Here is an 18518-nt window from a genome sequence, read left to right as displayed (position 1 = left end):
AGATGAAAAAGATGATTATCGGTGATGATATCGTAAAATCTTTCGGTGAAGGCGGCGAACAGCACAATGTTCTGGACGGGGTGTCCGCCTATATTCACGAGGGCGAGTTCGTAGCTGTTATGGGACCATCAGGCTCGGGGAAATCAACGCTATTGTTTGCACTGAGCGGGACGGATGGCGTGAATGGCGGAAAAGTCGTTTTTGAGGGTAAGGATTTATCGACGCTTGGGGAGAATGAGCTTGCAGATATGCGCAGAACCAAAATGGGTTTTGTGTTCCAACAGCCGACGATGCTGAAAAACCTGAATATCCTCGACAATATCATTCTTCCATCCATGCGGGATAACCGAAAAAACGCCGCGAACATTTCGGTGAAGGCAAGAGAGCTTATGAAAAGGGTAGGCATTGCAGAGCTTGAAAAACGCAGCATCACCCAGGTTTCGGGTGGTCAGCTTCAGCGTGCGGGAATATGCCGGGCGCTGATGAACAACCCGAGCATTATTTTCGGCGACGAGCCTACGGGCGCACTCAACTCCATATCCGCTCAGGAAACGATGGACATATTCTCTGAAATCAATGCAGACGGTACTGCGGTCGTGCTTGTCACTCACGATGCACAAGTTGCGGCACGGACCGAGCGCATTATGTTTATGCGCGATGGGAAGATTGTCGGCGAACTCAAGCTTCCAAAGTTTGGGGGAACGGATTTGGATGGCAGGGTCAAGAAAGTTATGGTGAAAATGCAGGAGATCGGAATATAAATTAATAATGGATTTCTGTTTATGCAGATGTTATCTGTCTCTTTTCAAATCAATCGTGATCGCTTTGGAGGGTGAATGATATGCGGATCGAAGATGTCTTTTCGGATCTCCCAACGTTAGAAACAGACAGAACGATATTAAGAAAACTGAGGAGCGAAGACGAACAGGATATATTTCATTACGGCTCGGATGATGACGTATCGAGATATACGGTCTGGCCGACGCATCGAACGATTGGAGATACCCGTATCTATCTAAACAAAGTGCTGCAAAAATACGACCGTCATGTTGTTGGCCCTTGGGGAATCGTGGACAAAGAAACAGGAAAGATCATCGGGACCTCAGGATTTATGTCTTGGAATGTTCACCATGCTAAAGCTGAATTGGGTTATGCCCTCTCCAAGGATTATTGGAATCGTGGTTACATGACCGAAGTGATCAGGACCATCATCTCTTTTGGATTTGAAAGAATGGGATTAGTCAGAATCGAAGCCAGTTGTCACCCATTAAACGTAGGGTCAGCCAGAGTGATGGAAAAGGCCGGCATGTCCTATGAAGGTTTATTAAGAAAAGCGATTTGGGTAAAAGGGTCACATGAAGATTTAAAATTGTATTCGATTATTATGGATGATGTGCAAAAACCCTTTCGTTCATGAACGAAGGGGTTTACTTGTAATAATCGGTTGGTAAACCGATCACTTAGCCGATAGCCCGGCATACATGTTCCGGTACACGGCCGGGGTGAGGTGCTCGAACTTTTTAAATGTTTTGATAAAATAGCCCGTATCGCAGAAGCCCAAATCATCACTCACTTGATGGATCGGCGAATCGGTGGACTCCAACAGCTGCTTGGCCCATTCAATCTTGAGTCGGGCGATGAAGACGGAGAAATTCTCTCCCGTTTCTTTCGTAAATATGCGGCTGAAATAGCTGGGACTAATATGGCAAAGCTTGGCCATTTCCTTCAGGGTGAAATTCTCATGCTTGTGCGTAAAAATGTAGTCAAACGCAGGCTGAAGCACGGCATTCGATGAGACGAACCGCCCAGCGCCATTCTTCAATTTGGTATCGATCAGTGCTCCTGACAGCTCCTGCTGCATCGATTGGATGCTGCGGACCGCACGATCCGACTCGTTATAAGCTTCCATAGAAGCTGGCGCATCCATGTTGGATGTGAGCACTTTTTTGTATAAATCGATCGTGGTATGCTTCTGAATCGCTTCCTCAACGATATAGGTGCTTAATTGCAGCAGCAGATCCACGCATTTCGTCACCTCATCATAGGATAAGACGGGTAGTGCATCATAATCCCCTTCGAGTTCCTTAAACTTTCGGTTTGACTCCACATTGGGCGGCCGAGATACGATCTGTTCCAGCATCGGCGCGTCAGTTTCTCGGAGCTTGAGCTGTCCCGCCATGATCGCACCAAGATATTGGTTATCAATAATGATCGGGATGGCGATATCGATAATGTTGAAATGACATAAATAGATGTATGGCTTGTTTTGGCGAACCGCTTCAATGCCGGCACGCGCGTCGCATTTTTGACAATATGGAGAGAGATGGGAATCCTGGCGCACGCCTTGGCAGAAAGGCTGACAGTAGCTGTGCTTGGTGACGGGAACGCCCTTGTAATCGACCGTAAGGATCGCCATTTGGGTCACAAGCGATAAGGAATCCTGCAGCTTCTCCCATTTCTCCAAATCAATGATTTCTTCTAAATCATATCGGGATTTGGACATGACAACATTCTCCTATGAAAAGTTATAGAAACTCTACTGAATATTATAGCGAATGCTTCTACTGAAGAACAAGATAATACAATTTTCCATAGAGATGACAAAAAAACACGATAAGAAAACGCTTTATTCCGATCTCATTGTTTCATGCTTCCCGATTAAGTACAACCTATAATAATAAGTATAGATTACTTAGGAGGAATGAACATGAGAAGAGCGTTTATCAGTCCGACAAAATATGTGCAAGGTGAGAACGAACTGTTGAATTTAGGTTATTTTGTGAAGACATTCGGTGAATCCGCTCTGCTGATTGCCCATCCCGATGATGTTGCACGGGTGAAAGACAAGCTGGAGTCAACGAAACTGAAATTTAATATAACGCTAGTTGAAAGCGGCTTCCGTGGGGAATGCTCCCGGCAGGAGGTTGCCAGATTGCAAGCTTTGGCGAAGGAGCATCAATGTGCCTGCACGATTGGCCTCGGCGGAGGCAAAGCGATTGATACGGCAAAATGCGTAGCCGAAGGTGAGGCCCTGATTGTTGTCCCGACAATTGCGGCAACCGATGCACCGACAAGCCATTCGGCGGTACTCTATACTCCGGAAGGCGAATTCGATGATTATGCTTATTTCAAACAAAGTCCTAGTGTCGTCATGATTGATACGACGGTTATTGCCAAAGCGCCGACTAGATTCCTTGTTGCTGGTATGGGGGATGCGCTCTCTACCTATTTCGAAGCAAGAGCGACGGCTCAATCTTACTCCAATGTCAATGCCGGTCTGCCGTGCGGTGTTCGCGAAGGCGTATGCGGTGACGCCAAAGGGACGATTACAGCGCTGGGACTTGCCAAGCTATGTTATGAAACACTGCTTGAGAACGGGTACAGAGCAAAACTGGCCTGTGATCAAAATATTGTGACGCCAGCCTTGGAGAATATCGTCGAGACGAATATTCTGTTATCGGGACTAGGCTTCGAGAGCGGCGGTTTGGCAGCGATTCACGCGATTCACAATGGCTTGACGGCTCTTGAAGGAACGCATCATTATTATCACGGCGAGAAGGTAGCCTTTAGTACGATTGCTCAATTGGTGCTTGAGAATGCCGACCGGGACGAAATGAAGGAAGTGCTGGACTTCTGCCTGTCGATCGGTCTTCCTGTATGCCTAGAGGATATCGGCGTAGAGCGTGTGACCTACGAGGAGCTGCTTGAAGTGGCCAAGAAGGCATGTATTGCCGAGGAATCCATCCATTCGATGCCATTCCCGATTTCGGAGGAAGCGGTAGCATCCGCGATTATGGCCGCTGACCAGTTGGGTCGTCAATACAAATTAAGTAAGGAGATATAAGATGAAGAAAATCATGAATAAACCGGAAACCTTGGTTCGGGAAATGTGCAATGGGCTTGTGCTGGCGCATCCTGAGTTAGCGTTCAGCCCTAAATTCAAAGTGATTTCCAAAAAAGAGATCAACCAAGATAAAGTTACGCTGATCAGCGGCGGCGGAAGCGGCCACGAACCAGCTCATGCCGGATTCGTTGGAAGTGGCATGCTGGATGCGGCCGTGTGCGGCGATGTGTTTGCTTCCCCGTCCCAAATCCAGGTGTATCAAGCGGTCCGCAGCTCTGCGAGTAATAAGGGAACGCTGCTTATTATCAAAAATTACAGCGGCGACATCATGAACTTCAAAAATGCGGCCCACCTTGCGAGCGAGGACGGTATCCAAGTGGATTATGTGAAGGTCGACGATGACATCGCCGTTGAAGACAGTCTCTATACGGTAGGGAGAAGAGGGGTTGCCGGAACAGTGCTCGTTCATAAGGTAGCCGGAGCAGCCGCAGAAGCGGGACTGTCCCTGCCGGAAGTGAAAGAAGCGGCGCAGCATGCGATTAACCATGTTCGCAGCATCGGCTTTGCGTTTACCTCTTGCACCGTGCCCGCCAAGGGAACTCCGACCTTTCATATCGAAGATAACGAGATGGAATACGGCGTCGGCATTCACGGCGAACCGGGAATCCGCAGGGAGAAAGTTGTTCCTGCAGATGAGCTGGCGCAGCGGATGGTCACGTCTTTGCTGGACAACTTGCAGATGAATGATTCTGCGGAGCATGAAGTTGCCGTATTAATCAATGGGTTTGGCGGCACGCCGCTGCAGGAGCTGTACTTGCTGAACAATTCGGTGATGCGCGAATTAGCGTCCCGAAACAAGCGGGTATTCAAAGTATTCGTCGGCAACTATATGACCAGCATCGATATGGCAGGCGCATCGGTGACAATCATGAAGCTGGACGAGACGCTTAAGAAGTGGCTGTCTGCGCCATGCGATACGCCGGCACTGTCGGTTAAGGGATCTTTTGAGCCCGTGAACTATACCGAGGTTATTCAAGAAGAGAAGTCAGAGAGGGCAGTTTCGTATAAAAACAATACGGATGCTGACGCTGCGGTGATTAAGAACAACCGGCTATCCTTGCAAAATATCGTATATCTGATCGATCAAATGAGCGAGGTCATCATCGAGAACGAGGTGCCGTTCTGCGAGCTCGACGCCCATGCCGGAGACGGCGATTTCGGCATGAGTGTCGCCAAGGGCTTCAAGCAGCTCAAGGGGGAGTGGGACGATATTCTGACCCACCATCTCAGCGATATCGGCGATTTCCTCGACGCCTGCTCGTTGATCATCATGGAGCATTGCGGCGGGGCTTCCGGACCGATCTGGGGATCCGCATTCCGTGCAGCGAGTAAATCTGCCGGTCAGAAGCAGGAATTGTCCGCTCAAGAGGTCGCAGATATGATGCAGGCCGTTGTGAAAGGAATCCAGGATACGGGCGAAAGATCGTTCGGAAGAGGAGCTGTCGTCGGCGACAAGACATTGATCGACGCACTCGTCCCGTTCGCGGATTCCTGGACGCAGAGTGCAGAGCAAGGTGAAGAGATGAAGCCAGCAGCGATTAAGGCGGCTGAAGCGGCGGTGCTCGGAGCGCAGAAGACGGCAGACATCGTTGCCCGAATGGGTAGAGCGGGCACGGTAGGCGAACGCAGCATTGGATACCCGGATGCGGGCGCACACGCGCTCGGGGTTATTTTCACGGAGCTTGCTAAAGTGATGAGGTAATGTATAAATATTCCATTTATACATTAATCAATCCAATCAATCATCATTGATTTCAGCTGAGTCGCACAGCTATTACCAACATCAAACCTTCGTTTCCAAATGAATTTATCCGAAAAAGAAAAAACAGACACACTATTCAGCGTGTCTGTTTTTGTTCTGTATATTTGTAATGTCAGTAGATTTCCTCGATGCACTCTTTGGAACTTGGCAATCCTTTGTCTAGAAAGTCTTTTACTCTAGATTATCTATTTAATCCAGTGACCAGTATTCAAAAAAACATTTACAAATCTATATAAATAGATATAATGATCTGTATGGAACCTATTTTAATTTACAAAGCGTTATCCAATGAGACCCGTTGTCAAATCATGGATTGGCTGAAAAACCCGGAGCATCATTTTGAGGAGAAAAAATATATGGAATACGGCATCAGCTTCCGGACCGGAATTTGTGTAGCCGATATTCAAAAGAAGAGCGGGCTGGCGCAATCCGTCATTTCCAATTATCTGCTGACACTTCAAAGAGCGGGACTGCTTGAGTCCGAGCGTATCGGAAAGTGGACCTATTATCGCCGGAATGAACAGACCATCAAGGAATTTTCCGAGTATATTCAAAACAAACTATAAGGAGGTGTTTTTTTGTTTAAATCCATCTAGATATATAGATATATAATTGAATATAGATGGTGAAACTGCGGACTAACATATCTACATATACAGATATGAAAATACAAATGACAGAATAGGAGCATCATTTCTTTGAGACAGAAACAAGTGAACCCTTTACTTATTATCATGTTGGCTTTAGGTGTTTTTGGCATTATTACGACAGAAATGGGTATCGTTGGCGTTCTGCCCCAAGTGGCCCGGAAATTTAATATCACGGCATCACAGGCGGGTACGCTCGTCAGTGTGTTTGCCCTTGTGGTCGCCATCTCGGGGCCCTTTCTGACATTATTGGCATCCGGTATCAACCGGAAAGTGATTCTTCTTATCGCAGTATTCATGTTTGCGGTGTCCAATATCGTGTACGCCATGACATCGAAATTCGAAGTGATGCTGGCGTTCCGGATCATTCCGGCCTGCTTTCATCCGGTCTTTTTTTCCGTGGCTTTGGTCACTGCGGCCCAGCTGGTTCCACCTGAGAAGAGCAGTAAAGCGGTCACGAAGGTATTTGCCGGGATTACCGTCGGATTTGCATTTGGTGTGCCTTTGACTTCTTACCTGGCGGAAAAGGTTTCACTGGAAACCGCATTTTTGTTTGGAGCGGCTGTTAGCGCGATTGCCTTTGCTGGTATATTGGTCTGGCTCCCGTCCATGCCGGTTAAGAACAAAATGTCATTCGGCAAACAGCTGGGGATATTGCGGAAACCCGCATTGTGGTTAAATATAACGTCGGTCATTTTTATTTTTGCGGCGATGTTTTCGGTGTACAGTTATTTTGCGGAATACCTCAGCCAGGTTACACCTATGAACGGATCGGTGATCAGTGTGATGCTGATGGGTTTTGGAATCATCATGATTTTCGGCAATTTCGTTTTTGGCGCCATGCTGCAAAAAAACATACGGGTGACCGTGATGCTGTTCCCTATCCTGTATATTGCGGTTTACGTACTGCTGTACAGCCTGGCGCCATACTGGATTCCGGCTATGATCGTTGTGGTTTTATGGGGGATGGTCCATTCCGGAGGATTAATCGTCAGCCAAACATGGCTGACAACGGTGACTGAAGATGCACCGGCGTTTGGCAACAGCTTGTTTGTATCGTTTTCCAACCTGGGCATTACACTTGGCACCACGGTAGGGGGCTGGTTGATAGCCGTTGCGGGTATCCATCAGTTAATCTGGAGCGGAATCGTGTTTGCGATCCTTGCCCTGGCTTCGATTTTGCTCAAAATAAAATATGTTCCTAAATAAATCGGAAGCCAGCCTAGCGCAAGGTAATGTGCCGCAGGCTTTCCATGCTTGATTCGTTGTTCTCAAATGCCCGTCCAACCGTTATATTTGTAAAACTGAAAGACCTCCTATAATGGATTTGCAGCGGGAAGAAACAATTTTTTTGTTACCATATTTGTCACGCAGGGCTTACACGCCTCGGCTATCAGATGTATAATCATGGAAGTAGCAGACAGATCATGCTCCAGCCTAAGATAACAGCTATCTAGGGCTGGGGCATTTTATATTGACTATTTTAGAAATGAAGATCGTCAGCAATCCGGAAAAGGAACGGCATCTTAAAAACCATTGGAAGGGAGTGTTTACCCTGGAACTTCAAGAAATCAATCAGAGATTAAAGGAAACAAGGGAGGTATTGCTTACAGTCCTCAATGGATTGAGCGGAGAGCAGCTGAACAGGCGGCACGACTCAAACAGTTGGAGTATCAGCCAGGTATGTCAACACCTATATAAGACAGAAGAATTGTATGTGGTTGCTATTAAAAGAGGATTGAAGGGCAAGGAAGATTCAATTATTGAGAATAAACCTTTGGAATTTCTGCTGGACAGAAGTAGAAAGTTAGAAGCTCCTGACATTGCTAAACCAACCGATGAAATTATAGAATATCAAGAAATTGTCGAGAAACTGCATCATTCTAGAGAGAAGCTAACGGAACTGCTCCATTCATTAGAAGACCCTTCCGTGCTAAGCAGAAGACATTTCACCCACCCTGTCTTTAAAGAGATGTTATTAATTGAATGGGTTAAATCACTGTACTTGCATGAACAAAGACATATTAAACAAATAAATGAAATTATCGAAGGATTTAAATAAATTTTTTGCTTATTTTGATATGATAGGAGCAAGAAAAAAAATGGGAAGTGAGAAGCTGTGGACAAAAAGGCAAAAAAGATATTATTGCAAACGTTCTGGTCATCCAGCGGCTGGAAGAACAACCCAATGCCATTTGCTGGGGAGGATTTTGAATACGCGAAAAGCATGGGGCTGATGTTTGATCCCATCTCCATCGGCCATGATGAGCTGATCCAGCGGCTGCAAAGCCTGCATCAGAGCGTTACAAAAGAAAAGGTTGCGGCTGCTTTTCTGCACAGCTTGTCTACGAAACAGGTGCATTTGCGAAGCGCGCTCTCCAGCTGGGCGCTGACCTCGCGCCTGCCACTTCATACGCACGAAGAACGGCGCTCGGCCGTGCCGAATTACAGCAGCTGCGGGGATTGCAATCACGCCGGGATTCAGTCGGATCGTGATTATGTGCAGCTCGACCTGAACGTGCTGAATTTCGAACGGGTCAAATGGGGCGGCGTCCGCTTGAATCATCTGATCTACTGCTGGCTCGATCTGGAGCTGTTGAGCCATGAGGAGACCTTAACGGTGGGTGATGAAGATATCGGCATCCTGCGGGGCCTGATTGAAGCCGTTGAAGACTGTACCGAACAAGAAAGCCCACGTCACTTGGAGAAGCGATGGAAGGATATTCTGCCTTCAAGCAAGCATGAACGAGACGTGCTCATGGAAGTTTGGGGATATGCCGGCGTGTTGGTTCCGAAGGACACGCCTCGCACGCGCCCGAGGAGAGACGACGATTTCTTCTCGATGTCGGAGTGGCAAGGAAGCGATGGGTATTCCCGGGAAGCGCTGCAGTTCTATTTCGGCGAATATCTGTAGACCATTTCTCACCATATGCTAAAGACTGCGTACCAGTTTAGAACTTTAGGGGAGGGATAGAGTGGAGCAGCAATTTCACACGTTGTATGATCATGGAGTGCTGTCTTATACGAGGGAAAGCTTGGATCGCCTGGGAATGCCCGAGAAGACGGCGGAAATGCTCGTGCATTGGGGAATGCCGAACTTTGAGCTACGAGAGCCTCCTTTGGGTCTTCTGTTTCACCAAGCGTTACCGCTACAGGATATTCATGGAGCCTATATCGCGATCGGAAGGGAGATCTGGAGCGAAGGGCTGCATGTCGCGATCCAAAAGGATACAGGGGGAGTGTGGGCAGTAACGGAGGGCGGTACACAGAAACCGACCTACATAAACGCCTCCATCGACAGCCTGCTCGCCTTTATGGACCGTGTGCTTCGATTCAAGCAGCAAACGGAGCACTTGCAGCCCGATCCACCTCCCATGATTTTGACGGCAGAACAATTTCGCGAGAAACTTGAGAAGTTCAGTAGAGGAGAGATCAAACCGGGAACCCGTCCGGACGCCTCGCAGACTCAGCGCGAGTGGAAGAGCGCCTTCGAACAAATGAAGCGGGAGCTGAAAGATATGGATCAACCAGCCGTCCGTTCCTCTTCATGGTGGGGAATTATGTTGGAGGAAATGAAGGATGGCTTGCGTTAACGGGATGGGAGGATGGAATTTGAGCTTTCATGATACGTACAGATTTGGTGTGCATGCCATCATATCGAACGCCGACGGCAAGCTGCTCTTATTAAAACGGACCTATGGGAACAAGGGATGGAGTTTGCCCGGAGGTGGGGTCGACCCCGGCGAAACGATCCATGGAGCCATTTTCCGCGAATGCCGCGAAGAACTGGGCCTTACCCTGCAAGATGCGGTTTTGACCGGATTTTATTATCACAGTCATATCAACGCGCAGGTCGGCATATTCCGCTGTTCGATCCCGCTTCATGAGGAAATTATCCTTAGTTCGGAGCACTCTGAGTATAAATGGGCCGAGTTGTCGGAGCTGAGCGAAGTTCAGCGGTTAAGGGCCCAGGATGCATTGGCTTATCAAGGAGAAGTTAAAAGCCGAGCGTTTTAGCATTCTTCCTGTTCTTCAAAGAGCGGATTACCGTTACTGACCCAATGCACAACATCAGGGTTACGCTAACATCCCCGTTGACGATGCTCCATCCGAAGCGGCAGACTTTGTATCCATAAAGACATCCATCATATAAAAAAGAGGCTAACCGTGTGAGCGGCTAGCCTCTTTGATTTCGGTTAAAGCTGATTCACAGTTTTTTCCAAGACCATGGCATGTGGATGAAACCTCTTACTCCTTCAAAGAGCCAATCAACAGCCCTTTAATAAAATATCGCTGCAGGAACGGATAGAACAGCACCACCGGGCCGATCGTGAGAATGGCGGTGGCCATCTTCACCGATTCCTGAGGAAGCGTCTGGGTGCCGAGAATGGCTCCGCTGCTCTGCATTTGTTGGATCATGCTGATCTCGGAGTTCAGCTTAAACAGCAGATACTGAAGGGGATACAGCTTCTCGTTGTCCACCAGCATGATGGCGTTGAACCAGTTGTTCCAGTAGGCAATGCCGTAGAACAGCGTGATCGTTGCAAGGACGGGCATGCACAGCGGGAAGTAGATCCGGAACGCGATATAGAAATCGCTCGCGCCGTCGATCTTGGCCGCCTCCGTAAGGGATGGCGGAATTTGGGACATGTAGTTGCGCACGAGAAACAGGTTGAACGGGTTAAACACCAAGGATGGAATGATCAGGGCCCAGATCGTGTTGTTCATGCCGAGATTGAGGTTGATCAGGTACCAGGGCACCAAACCCGTGTTAAATACCATCGTAATGAAAAAGAATAGTCCGAGCCCGTTGCGGTAACGGATATGCTTGGCGGCCAGCGTATATCCGGCCATGGACGTAATGGTGACCGCAAGGATCGTGCCGACCACCGTCACGAGGATCGAGATCATATAACTTCGGTACAGCGGCGTACTGCCGAACAGAAGCAGCTTGTAAGCATCAAGCGACAACTCGCTCGGAAACAGCTGGTAGCCGAATTGTTTAATGCTGGCTTCGTCGGTAAAGGACACCATGAGCACAAGCAGCATCGGTAGGATGCAGAGGATGGAGATGATGCCGATCAGGGCGGTGTTTACGGCATCGAAAAATTTGGGTCTGGACGTCATCTAAGTTTCGCTCCTTTCCGAGTGGTTCCGGCACGCTTTAGAACAAGGCATGGTCCGGATTCACCTTTTTCACGATTTTGTTGCTGCCCCATACGAGAATAAAGCCGACCACGGATTGATACAGTCCGACGGCCATGGCCTGTGCCGGATTCCCGATGGTGCGGAGGGAACGGAACACATATGTGTCGATGACGTCGACGGTCGGATAGAGCAGCCCGTTGTCCTTCACGATGGCGTAGATCATGTCGAAGCTACCGTACATGATTTTGCCCAAGGCTAGCAGGGTCAGGATGGATATGGTCGGCAGCATGAGCGGAATGGTGATATGGCGGATGAGCTGCCAGCGGGTAGCGCCGTCGATCCGGCCGGCTTCGTAATAACTGTCATCGATCCCCGTAATGGCCGCCAGATAGATGACGAGGTTCATCCCGAGGTCCTTCCAGACCGCCGCGGTCGTAAGGATCCACGTCCAGTACTGTGGCGAGGCGTACCAGTTGACGGGATCCATATGGAAGAACGCCAGGATCCGGTTCAGGATGCCGTAATCGGTCGACAGCAAGCTATAGATGATGTAGCTGACGATGACCCAGGACAAGAAATGCGGGAACAGAATGGTGGATTGCGTCACCCTCGAGAACCAGCGGCTGCGCAGTTCATTGAACAGAATGGCCAGCGCCATGGCTCCGAGCGTGCCGACGATGATGAATAGAAAATTGAGCTTCAAGGTGTTGAAGGTGACCTCCCACGCCCGGGGCGACGAGAAGAAGAACTTGAAATTGTCAAAGCCGACCCAGGCGGAATTGAAGAGTCCTGTCTTGAAGTTGAATTTCTGAAACGCAATGAGCATGTACGGAAGCGTGAAATAACCGAAGACCAGCGTATAGATGGCAGCCGGTACGACGAGCAGGTAGGCGGATCCGTTCGAGCGGATTTCGCTCAGGAAGCCGGAGCGGCTTTTTTTCATAGGTAGGCACGTCCTTTCGTAAGTGATGGGGGCTGCAAGCGTAGCAGTTCTGATTCGAGTGTAAAGAGAGTTGCCGCATGCAGTAAACTATGAAAATGGAGTTTGAGCGGATTGAAAGGGGGAACGCCTGCTTTAAAAAACGGCAAAAACTTCGAATTTGAGTATTTCGCACAGTGTCGCCAGGATTGAATAATAACCTGAAAAGCTTGGTTTTATAAGGGGTTTAGCCGATGAAGTCTATGAAGGGGAGTTTGGGGAGGAAAATAAAGAATGCGTTTTCATATTGATGTATGCCCTGAGCAAATGTAAGATGAGAATAAAATATCGATCCGTTCCAAGCGATCGGATGGCTAGGCAACCCTATTAAATTAACATGTATATTACATATAATGTTAGTAATTTTCATGAATGATAAGATCTCAGTTGACTATACAGACCGAATGATAAGGAGGGAGAATATGATCCGGCAGCGATTATTCCGTTATGCAGTGTATCGAAATATGTTTCTCAGCTTTGTTTTGCTCACGGCAGCGATGATTGCCCTCGTAACCGTCGTCCTGTACATGATGTTCTCCTGGAGCACCGCGAAGGAGGTAGGGAAAATATCCGAGTCGATGCTGAAGCAGAACAGCGCTGTATCCAGCGTCATCCGCGACCAGGTGTATAACGTGGGCAACCTTTTGCTCAGCGACAAGGAGATCGTGAATGCCCTTTTGGACAAAGAGGCCGATCCGGTGAAACAGTATGGCGTGTTCGGCACCCTTAACCGAGTTCAGTCCACCTATCCGTTCATCCATTCAATCGGGATCTATAACGGCTCGAATAACACGTATCTGAATACGAAGGGGATTACCAAGGAGCAGGAGAAGGCGCTGCTGGAGGAGATCAACAGCAAGAATACATCTTATTTTCACCTGTTTCCGCGCAAGATTTCTTCCGCCACTTCGGCGAACCGGAGCGAAGATGTCCTTACTTTCGTCCTCCTTCCGAGCTATTATTCGCCGTTAAGCTCCAAGGGCGCGATCGTGATCAATATGAGCACCGACACCATCCAGGATCTGATCGGAGGCTACCGCAACGAAGCGGTGGATTCGCTGCACGTCATTGACGACAAGGGAACCATCATCACCCATTCGGATCGGTCCCGGTTCATGGAGGATGTATCGCAGGAATCCTATGTCCAGTCCATTCTGGGAACGGACGCGGAAAGCGGTTACTTCACCCGCTCCATCGACGGCCGCAAAAGCCTCGTTACCTACGTCAAATCCAGGGATATGAACTGGACGTTTATCAGCGTAAGCCAATATCAAAATCTGTTGTTCAACATGCAGGCCCTCCGAACGTCGGCGCTGGTTCTCGCTTTGGCATGCTTCGTCGTCAGCATGTTCTTGTCGATCTGGCTGACGCATCATGCGTACAACCCGATCCGCCACCTGCTGGAGAAAATGAGCGCCATACCGAAAATGAAGGAAAACCGGCGGCAAATCAACGAATTTGCCATATTGGATACAACCTATGCCGAAATGACGGAGAAAATGAAGTCGATGGAGTCCGAGGCTTCCGTCGCCAGGCAGGCGCACGTGCTGCAGCTGCTGAAAGGCGGCGACGAGACGGCATTCCGCCGTTTGGCCCGGGAAGGCAAGGGGCCCTATTTCTTGGCGGCTGTCCTTTTGCTCGACAGCTTAGACGGCTCGCCCGGGGGCGAGGACGAGGAGCTGCAGTCCTATACCTGCGCAGCCGTCGCCCAGGCGGCCCAGCAGATGCTGGAACCGGAGGGAGCGAGCGTGGCAACGGTGGGGGACGGGACCATTGCGATCATTCTCCCCATGAAGCAGAGCCGACTTCCGCTCCATGTATTGGGCATGCTGGAGGAGTTGCAGGGCGAGATGCTCCGCACGCTCCGCGTGTCCGTCACCGTCGGCATCGGAACTGCCGCGCAGACGTACGAGGAGCTGCGCGAATCGTTCGATTGCGCGCAGTCCTGCTTCCAGCAGCGCTTCTTCGCAGGCAAGGGCAGGATGTTCCATGGCGATCCGGTCATCGCCGCGGAGTCGGAGCATACCGAGGCGCAGTATCCGGACAAGCGGGAGAAGCGCATCATCGAGGCCATCAAGCTGCAGCAGCGGGATAAATTAGAGAAGGAAATCGATCAGTGGATTAAGGAAATTCGCGATTACAACTATCATGAAGTCATGTTTTTCATCAACCAGTTCATCGGGGGCCTGTACAAGCAGCTCAATGTCCATACGGTGAAAAATCGGGAAAGCGCGGATCTCTTCCTTGACTTTACCCGGCGGATTACCCGTTTTCAGACGCTGCAGGAAACCGCGGATGCCCTGAAGGATCTTGCCCTTAGGCTCTGCAGCCTGTCCGAGGAATCGGGAGCAGTCCGGCATGCGGAGGTGGTTGATTTTATCCAGATGTACGTACGCAAGCATTATGCAAGGCCGGATATGTCGCTCGAGCAGGTCGCGGGCGAGGTGAAGCTGTCCCGCAGCTATGTCGGCAAGCTCTTCAAGGCGCATTGCGAGCTGTCGTTCAACGATTACCTGAATGCCGTTCGACTGGAAAAGGCCCGAGAGCTCCTCGCAAGCACCGAGGAGTCGGTTCAATCGATCAGCGAGCAGGTGGGCATTCTGAATACGACCTATTTTTATACGCTGTTTAAAAAGCACTACCAGATCTCCCCGGCACAGTTCCGAAGCCAGCATGCGATCGAGACGAAAAAAGCGCAGTGACGGGCGGTTTCAGTGTTTTAAAATGGCGAAAATCATCATTTTGAAGTATACGTTTTCCCTAATGTCTCCTTAAGATAGGAATCGTACCGCATGACCAAACCAAATGAAGACAGGGGGAGACACACATGAAAAAAAGGAAAGCGCTAGCATTATGGCTAGCCGCGATATTTATGGTATCCGTAATCGCAGGCTGCTCCGGCGGGGGTGATGCCGGCGGCCAGAACGAATCGGCGAGCGGCGAGAACGGCGGAGGGGACAAGCTGCCGGTCCGGTATCTGCTTCCGGGCTCCGCGCCGCAGGATTTGGAAACGGCGGTTAAAGCGATCAACGAGAAGCTGGAGGCCGACGGTCTGAACCTCACGTATGAACCGACTTACATCGCGTGGGACGTATGGGATCAGAAGACCAACCTCATGATGTCGACGGGCGAGGAGTTCGAGCTGATTGCCATCATGCACGATACAAAAGGACCGACGGTGCTTGCCGGCAGCGGCGGAATCATTCCGATCGACGATCTGCTGGATCAGTATGGCAGCGAGCTGAAAGCTTCCATGCCGGACTGGATCTGGGAGTCGTCGAAAATCAACGGCAAGATCACGTACGTGCCGAATTTCTGGGCGGATACCGCTTATAACGATGGCATGTTCACGATCCGCACCGATCTGCTCGAGAAAAACGGTCTGAAGCCACCGACATCACCGGGGGAGCTGCTGGATGCGGCGGAGACGCTGCAGAAGAACTGGCCGCAGGACAACAAGAACGTGTATATCAAGATGCTCGAGGAGCCAGCCTACTTCCTGCATACAACCTACGACACCTATCCGTTTACCGTTGCCGACAACATGATTTACATCGATCAGCAGGGGAACGTGAAGTCCTGGTTTGAAACCGAGGAGTTCAAAAAAGACGTGTTGTACATGAACGAGGCATACAAGCGCGGGCTGATCATGAGTGATCTGCTTACGACACCGACGGAGGTCATCAATCAGGAGGAGCTTGCCGGGCGTTATCTGTATCGACCGGGCGACGTCGGTTTGAGCGACGCCATTCTTCAAACATTCCCGGACGCGAAGCTGGATATTTACTATTTGGCGGACCAGCCGAAATTCAGATCCTACGCGATCCGGAATTCCAACGGGATCTCGGCCACGTCTCCGCATCCGGAGGCCGGCATTCAATTTTTGAATTGGGTGTACAGCAGTCAGGAGAACATGGATCTCGTACAGAGTGGCGTGAAGGACGTCCATTGGAAGGATACCGGTAAGAATACGAAGGATTATCTGGCCAAGAACGAGAACGGTTCCCCGGCTTATGAGCTTCCGTACTGGCTGCTCGGCCACGTCGAGATGAACCGTTACCCGACGAATACAGATCCTGCGCGGCTGGAGCGCCGTACGACAGTTGCGGACGATGCCGTGAACAGCATCACGATCGGCTTCACCTTCGATCCGACAAACGTCGCTTCCCAGTACGCGAATTGCATCGCAGAGCTGAAGACCAGCGTCTATCCGGTCATGCATGGGGTCGTTAAGTACGAGGACGCCTACGATAAAATGCTGGCCGCGATGAAGTCCGCCGGTCTCGATGAAGTCGTGGATGAATATAAACGGCAATTCGATGAGTGGAGAGCCGGTCAGTCGTAAGTGCAGACGCGATCGGCGGCAATGAACATGATTTTTAAACAGGGCAATTCCTCCCGGTTAGTGCCGGGGAGGAATTGCTTTTTTTCGTGCATGAACCATGAAGCAGGCCGTGAGGAATTTCGAGTCGAGTCTAAGGGGATTCGGGAGTGATCATGGGCGCCGCCTTACGGCTTCAATTCTCCGATATTGGCCAAAATCAAAGTTTTCTCTCAAAAGTAAAGTGTTCAAGACAGGGATTCCCGGGCTAGAGTAAAGGTCATAAGAAGCCTTGAGACTGCTCAAAGAGTTAGAAGCGAAAGTCTTTATTAAGGCTGGCCGCACGGCAAGAGCCGTGCAGAATAAGGAGGACGTAGTTCATGACCAAGCAAACACAAGCCATCCGGGAAGGCTGGCAATGGTTTACGGAAAGCCGGTACGGCATGTTTATTCATTTCGGGCCTTATGCCCAATACGGGCGCGGCGAGCAGGTTCTGTTCCGGGAGCATTTGGACCAGGCCGAATACGCGCAGAAGGCCTGCGAGTGGAATCCGGAGTTCTTTGACGCCGAGCTTTGGGCGTACACCGCGCGCAAGGCGGGGATGAGATATGCTTGCTTAACAACGCGGCATCATGACGGATATTGCTTGTGGGATACGGCCACGACGGATTATTCCAGCGCGAAGCAGGCGCCCGGCCGGGATCTGGTGCGCGAATTTACCGATGCGTTCCGAGCCCAGGGGCTTCGGGTCGGCTTATATTACTCCTGGATCGATTGGCGGATCCCGGCTTACTTCGACGGACCGGAGAAGGATCCCGAGGGCTGGGAGACAATGAAGCAGTATTTGCATGCCCAAGTGGAAGAGCTGGTCACGAAATACGGGCGCATCGATCATTTCTTTTTTGACGGGGTCTGGCCGCGAACCGCGGAGGACCTGGACAGCATCAAGCTGGTGGAACGGATGAAGTCGATTCAGCCGGACATCCTGGTCAACAACCGCCTTGGGTTGTCCGAGGAGGAGAAACTGCATGCGGACGGCGGCGGCGGCTCGGGCGATTCTGAGGTGCTGGGCGATTTCGGCTCGCCGGAGCATGCCATCGTTCCAGATCAGAAGCGGCTGTGGGAATCCAGCCAGGTAACAACGTGGCGGTTGTGGGGGTATACGAACGGCGAACGATGGCGTCCGGCCGACGTTCTGCTCGACATGCTGTGCGAGTGTGCGGAGAAAGGGGGCACCGTGGGCGGGAATTTGCTGCTTAACGTCGGACCGCAGCCCGACGGACAGCTTCCGCCGGCCTTCGTAGAGCGGGCGCTGAAGATCGGGGAGTGGCTGGACGTTCACGGCGAGGCCATCTACGGCTCCGACGGCGGGAACCTCACGGAGTTCATCACCTACGGGCGGCAGACGATGAAAGACAACAAGCTGTATCTCATCATCCGCTTCTGGGATGGGAGGCCGGTGCTGAGGCTGTCGGACTTGGTGACACCGGTATCACGGGTTACGCTGCTGACAACGGGGCAGGAGCTGTCGTTCCGACAGGAGGGCGACGTGCTGTGGATCGAAGGGCTGCCGCGGGAACGTCCGACCGAGCTGTTCCCGGTCATCCGCATTGAATGCGAGGAGCGGCCGCAGACGAATCAATGGGGAGTGAACCGTCTCTGGACCGGCGACCCTTCCCGGATCGCCGACTGGGCCCGAACGCGCGGAACATCCGTATACGTCGACGGCCAGCCGCGGACGAGAAAGGAGTAAGCG

16 protein-coding genes are annotated in these 18518 nt (G+C 50.6%); 13 read left to right on the top strand and 3 right to left on the bottom strand.

Annotated elements, in window-relative coordinates; translation table 11 throughout:
* Positions 1–2: 2 nt before the first annotated feature.
* Positions 3–761, top strand: coding sequence for an ABC transporter ATP-binding protein (locus tag MKY48_RS23335; protein ID WP_339291122.1), 759 nt, complete (start codon positions 3–5; stop codon positions 759–761).
* An 80-nt stretch (positions 762–841) separates the two neighbouring features.
* Complete coding sequence (locus tag MKY48_RS23330) at positions 842–1417, top strand: GNAT family N-acetyltransferase (RefSeq protein ID WP_339291121.1); 576 nt, start codon at positions 842–844, stop codon at positions 1415–1417.
* A 39-nt stretch (positions 1418–1456) separates the two neighbouring features.
* Here MKY48_RS23330 and MKY48_RS23325 read toward each other — a convergent pair whose 3' ends face one another.
* The gene (locus MKY48_RS23325; RefSeq protein WP_339291119.1) at positions 1457–2503 is read right to left on the bottom strand and encodes a PocR ligand-binding domain-containing protein; all 1047 of its coding nucleotides are present in this window, start codon (positions 2501–2503) and stop codon (positions 1457–1459) included.
* A 204-nt stretch (positions 2504–2707) separates the two neighbouring features.
* Here MKY48_RS23325 and MKY48_RS23320 point away from each other — a divergent pair, with 204 nt between their 5' ends.
* From MKY48_RS23320 to MKY48_RS23285, 8 genes are all read left to right on the top strand, one after another.
* Positions 2708–3844 carry a glycerol dehydrogenase gene (locus MKY48_RS23320; RefSeq protein WP_076325853.1) on the top strand — a complete coding sequence of 379 codons (1137 nt, stop codon included), beginning with the start codon at positions 2708–2710 and terminating at the stop codon, positions 3842–3844.
* Position 3845: 1 nt separating this feature from the next.
* Positions 3846–5606 carry a dihydroxyacetone kinase subunit DhaK gene (gene dhaK, locus MKY48_RS23315; protein ID WP_339291118.1) on the top strand — a complete coding sequence of 587 codons (1761 nt, stop codon included), beginning with the start codon at positions 3846–3848 and terminating at the stop codon, positions 5604–5606.
* Between the two features lie 314 nt (positions 5607–5920).
* Positions 5921–6232, top strand: a complete 312-nt coding sequence (locus MKY48_RS23310; RefSeq protein ID WP_076325855.1) for a metalloregulator ArsR/SmtB family transcription factor — start codon at positions 5921–5923, stop codon at positions 6230–6232.
* A 168-nt stretch (positions 6233–6400) separates the two neighbouring features.
* Positions 6401–7522, top strand: a complete 1122-nt coding sequence (locus tag MKY48_RS23305; protein WP_339273635.1) for an MFS transporter — start codon at positions 6401–6403, stop codon at positions 7520–7522.
* 346 nt (positions 7523–7868) lie between these two features.
* Positions 7869–8375 carry a DinB family protein gene (locus MKY48_RS23300; RefSeq protein WP_339293547.1) on the top strand — a complete coding sequence of 169 codons (507 nt, stop codon included), beginning with the start codon at positions 7869–7871 and terminating at the stop codon, positions 8373–8375.
* Positions 8376–8432: 57 nt separating this feature from the next.
* Positions 8433–9227 carry a hypothetical protein gene (locus MKY48_RS23295; protein ID WP_339291117.1) on the top strand — a complete coding sequence of 265 codons (795 nt, stop codon included), beginning with the start codon at positions 8433–8435 and terminating at the stop codon, positions 9225–9227.
* A gap of 61 nt (positions 9228–9288) precedes the next feature.
* The gene (locus MKY48_RS23290; RefSeq protein WP_339291115.1) at positions 9289–9906 is read left to right on the top strand and encodes an SUKH-4 family immunity protein; all 618 of its coding nucleotides are present in this window, start codon (positions 9289–9291) and stop codon (positions 9904–9906) included.
* A 19-nt stretch (positions 9907–9925) separates the two neighbouring features.
* The gene (locus tag MKY48_RS23285; RefSeq protein ID WP_339291113.1) at positions 9926–10330 is read left to right on the top strand and encodes an NUDIX domain-containing protein; all 405 of its coding nucleotides are present in this window, start codon (positions 9926–9928) and stop codon (positions 10328–10330) included.
* 231 nt (positions 10331–10561) lie between these two features.
* On the opposite strand, the gene MKY48_RS23280 is transcribed toward MKY48_RS23285, so the two are convergent.
* Together MKY48_RS23280 and MKY48_RS23275 are read right to left on the bottom strand one after the other, a co-directional pair.
* A complete protein-coding gene (locus MKY48_RS23280; RefSeq protein ID WP_339291111.1) occupies positions 10562–11440 on the bottom strand; it encodes a carbohydrate ABC transporter permease in 879 nt (292 codons plus the stop codon).
* Positions 11441–11477: 37 nt separating this feature from the next.
* Positions 11478–12404, bottom strand: coding sequence for an ABC transporter permease subunit (locus tag MKY48_RS23275; RefSeq protein ID WP_339291109.1), 927 nt, complete (start codon positions 12402–12404; stop codon positions 11478–11480).
* A 458-nt stretch (positions 12405–12862) separates the two neighbouring features.
* On the opposite strand from MKY48_RS23275, the gene MKY48_RS23270 reads away from it, so the two are divergent.
* From MKY48_RS23270 to MKY48_RS23260, 3 genes are all read left to right on the top strand, one after another.
* Positions 12863–15142, top strand: a complete 2280-nt coding sequence (locus MKY48_RS23270) for a helix-turn-helix domain-containing protein (RefSeq protein ID WP_339291107.1) — start codon at positions 12863–12865, stop codon at positions 15140–15142.
* Between the two features lie 125 nt (positions 15143–15267).
* Positions 15268–16785, top strand: coding sequence for a DUF3502 domain-containing protein (locus MKY48_RS23265; protein ID WP_339266613.1), 1518 nt, complete (start codon positions 15268–15270; stop codon positions 16783–16785).
* 356 nt (positions 16786–17141) lie between these two features.
* Positions 17142–18515, top strand: coding sequence for an alpha-L-fucosidase (locus tag MKY48_RS23260; RefSeq protein ID WP_339291105.1), 1374 nt, complete (start codon positions 17142–17144; stop codon positions 18513–18515).
* The last annotated feature ends 3 nt before the right edge of the window (positions 18516–18518 follow it).

The sequence above is a fragment of the Paenibacillus sp. FSL W8-0187 genome (assembly GCF_037969755.1).
Lineage (GTDB): Bacteria > Bacillota > Bacilli > Paenibacillales > Paenibacillaceae > Paenibacillus_AQ.
Note: the sequence above shows the minus strand (reverse complement) of the source record. Positions and strands in the feature narration are given on the sequence as shown.

Bases quoted from the DNA above. Each gene is read 5' to 3' on its own strand.
- MKY48_RS23335 (WP_339291122.1), top strand. From the start codon at position 3: ATGAAAAAGATGATTATCGGTGATGATATCGTAAAATCTTTCGGTGAA.
- MKY48_RS23330 (WP_339291121.1), top strand. From the start codon at position 842: ATGCGGATCGAAGATGTCTTTTCGGATCTCCCAACGTTAGAAACAGAC.
- MKY48_RS23325 (WP_339291119.1), bottom strand. From the start codon at position 2,503: ATGTCCAAATCCCGATATGATTTAGAAGAAATCATTGATTTGGAGAAA.
- MKY48_RS23320 (WP_076325853.1), top strand. From the start codon at position 2,708: ATGAGAAGAGCGTTTATCAGTCCGACAAAATATGTGCAAGGTGAGAAC.
- dhaK (WP_339291118.1), top strand. From the start codon at position 3,846: ATGAAGAAAATCATGAATAAACCGGAAACCTTGGTTCGGGAAATGTGC.
- MKY48_RS23310 (WP_076325855.1), top strand. From the start codon at position 5,921: ATGGAACCTATTTTAATTTACAAAGCGTTATCCAATGAGACCCGTTGT.
- MKY48_RS23305 (WP_339273635.1), top strand. From the start codon at position 6,401: ATGTTGGCTTTAGGTGTTTTTGGCATTATTACGACAGAAATGGGTATC.
- MKY48_RS23280 (WP_339291111.1), bottom strand. From the start codon at position 11,440: ATGACGTCCAGACCCAAATTTTTCGATGCCGTAAACACCGCCCTGATC.
- MKY48_RS23275 (WP_339291109.1), bottom strand. From the start codon at position 12,404: ATGAAAAAAAGCCGCTCCGGCTTCCTGAGCGAAATCCGCTCGAACGGA.
- MKY48_RS23270 (WP_339291107.1), top strand. From the start codon at position 12,863: ATGATCCGGCAGCGATTATTCCGTTATGCAGTGTATCGAAATATGTTT.
- MKY48_RS23265 (WP_339266613.1), top strand. From the start codon at position 15,268: ATGAAAAAAAGGAAAGCGCTAGCATTATGGCTAGCCGCGATATTTATG.
- MKY48_RS23260 (WP_339291105.1), top strand. From the start codon at position 17,142: ATGACCAAGCAAACACAAGCCATCCGGGAAGGCTGGCAATGGTTTACG.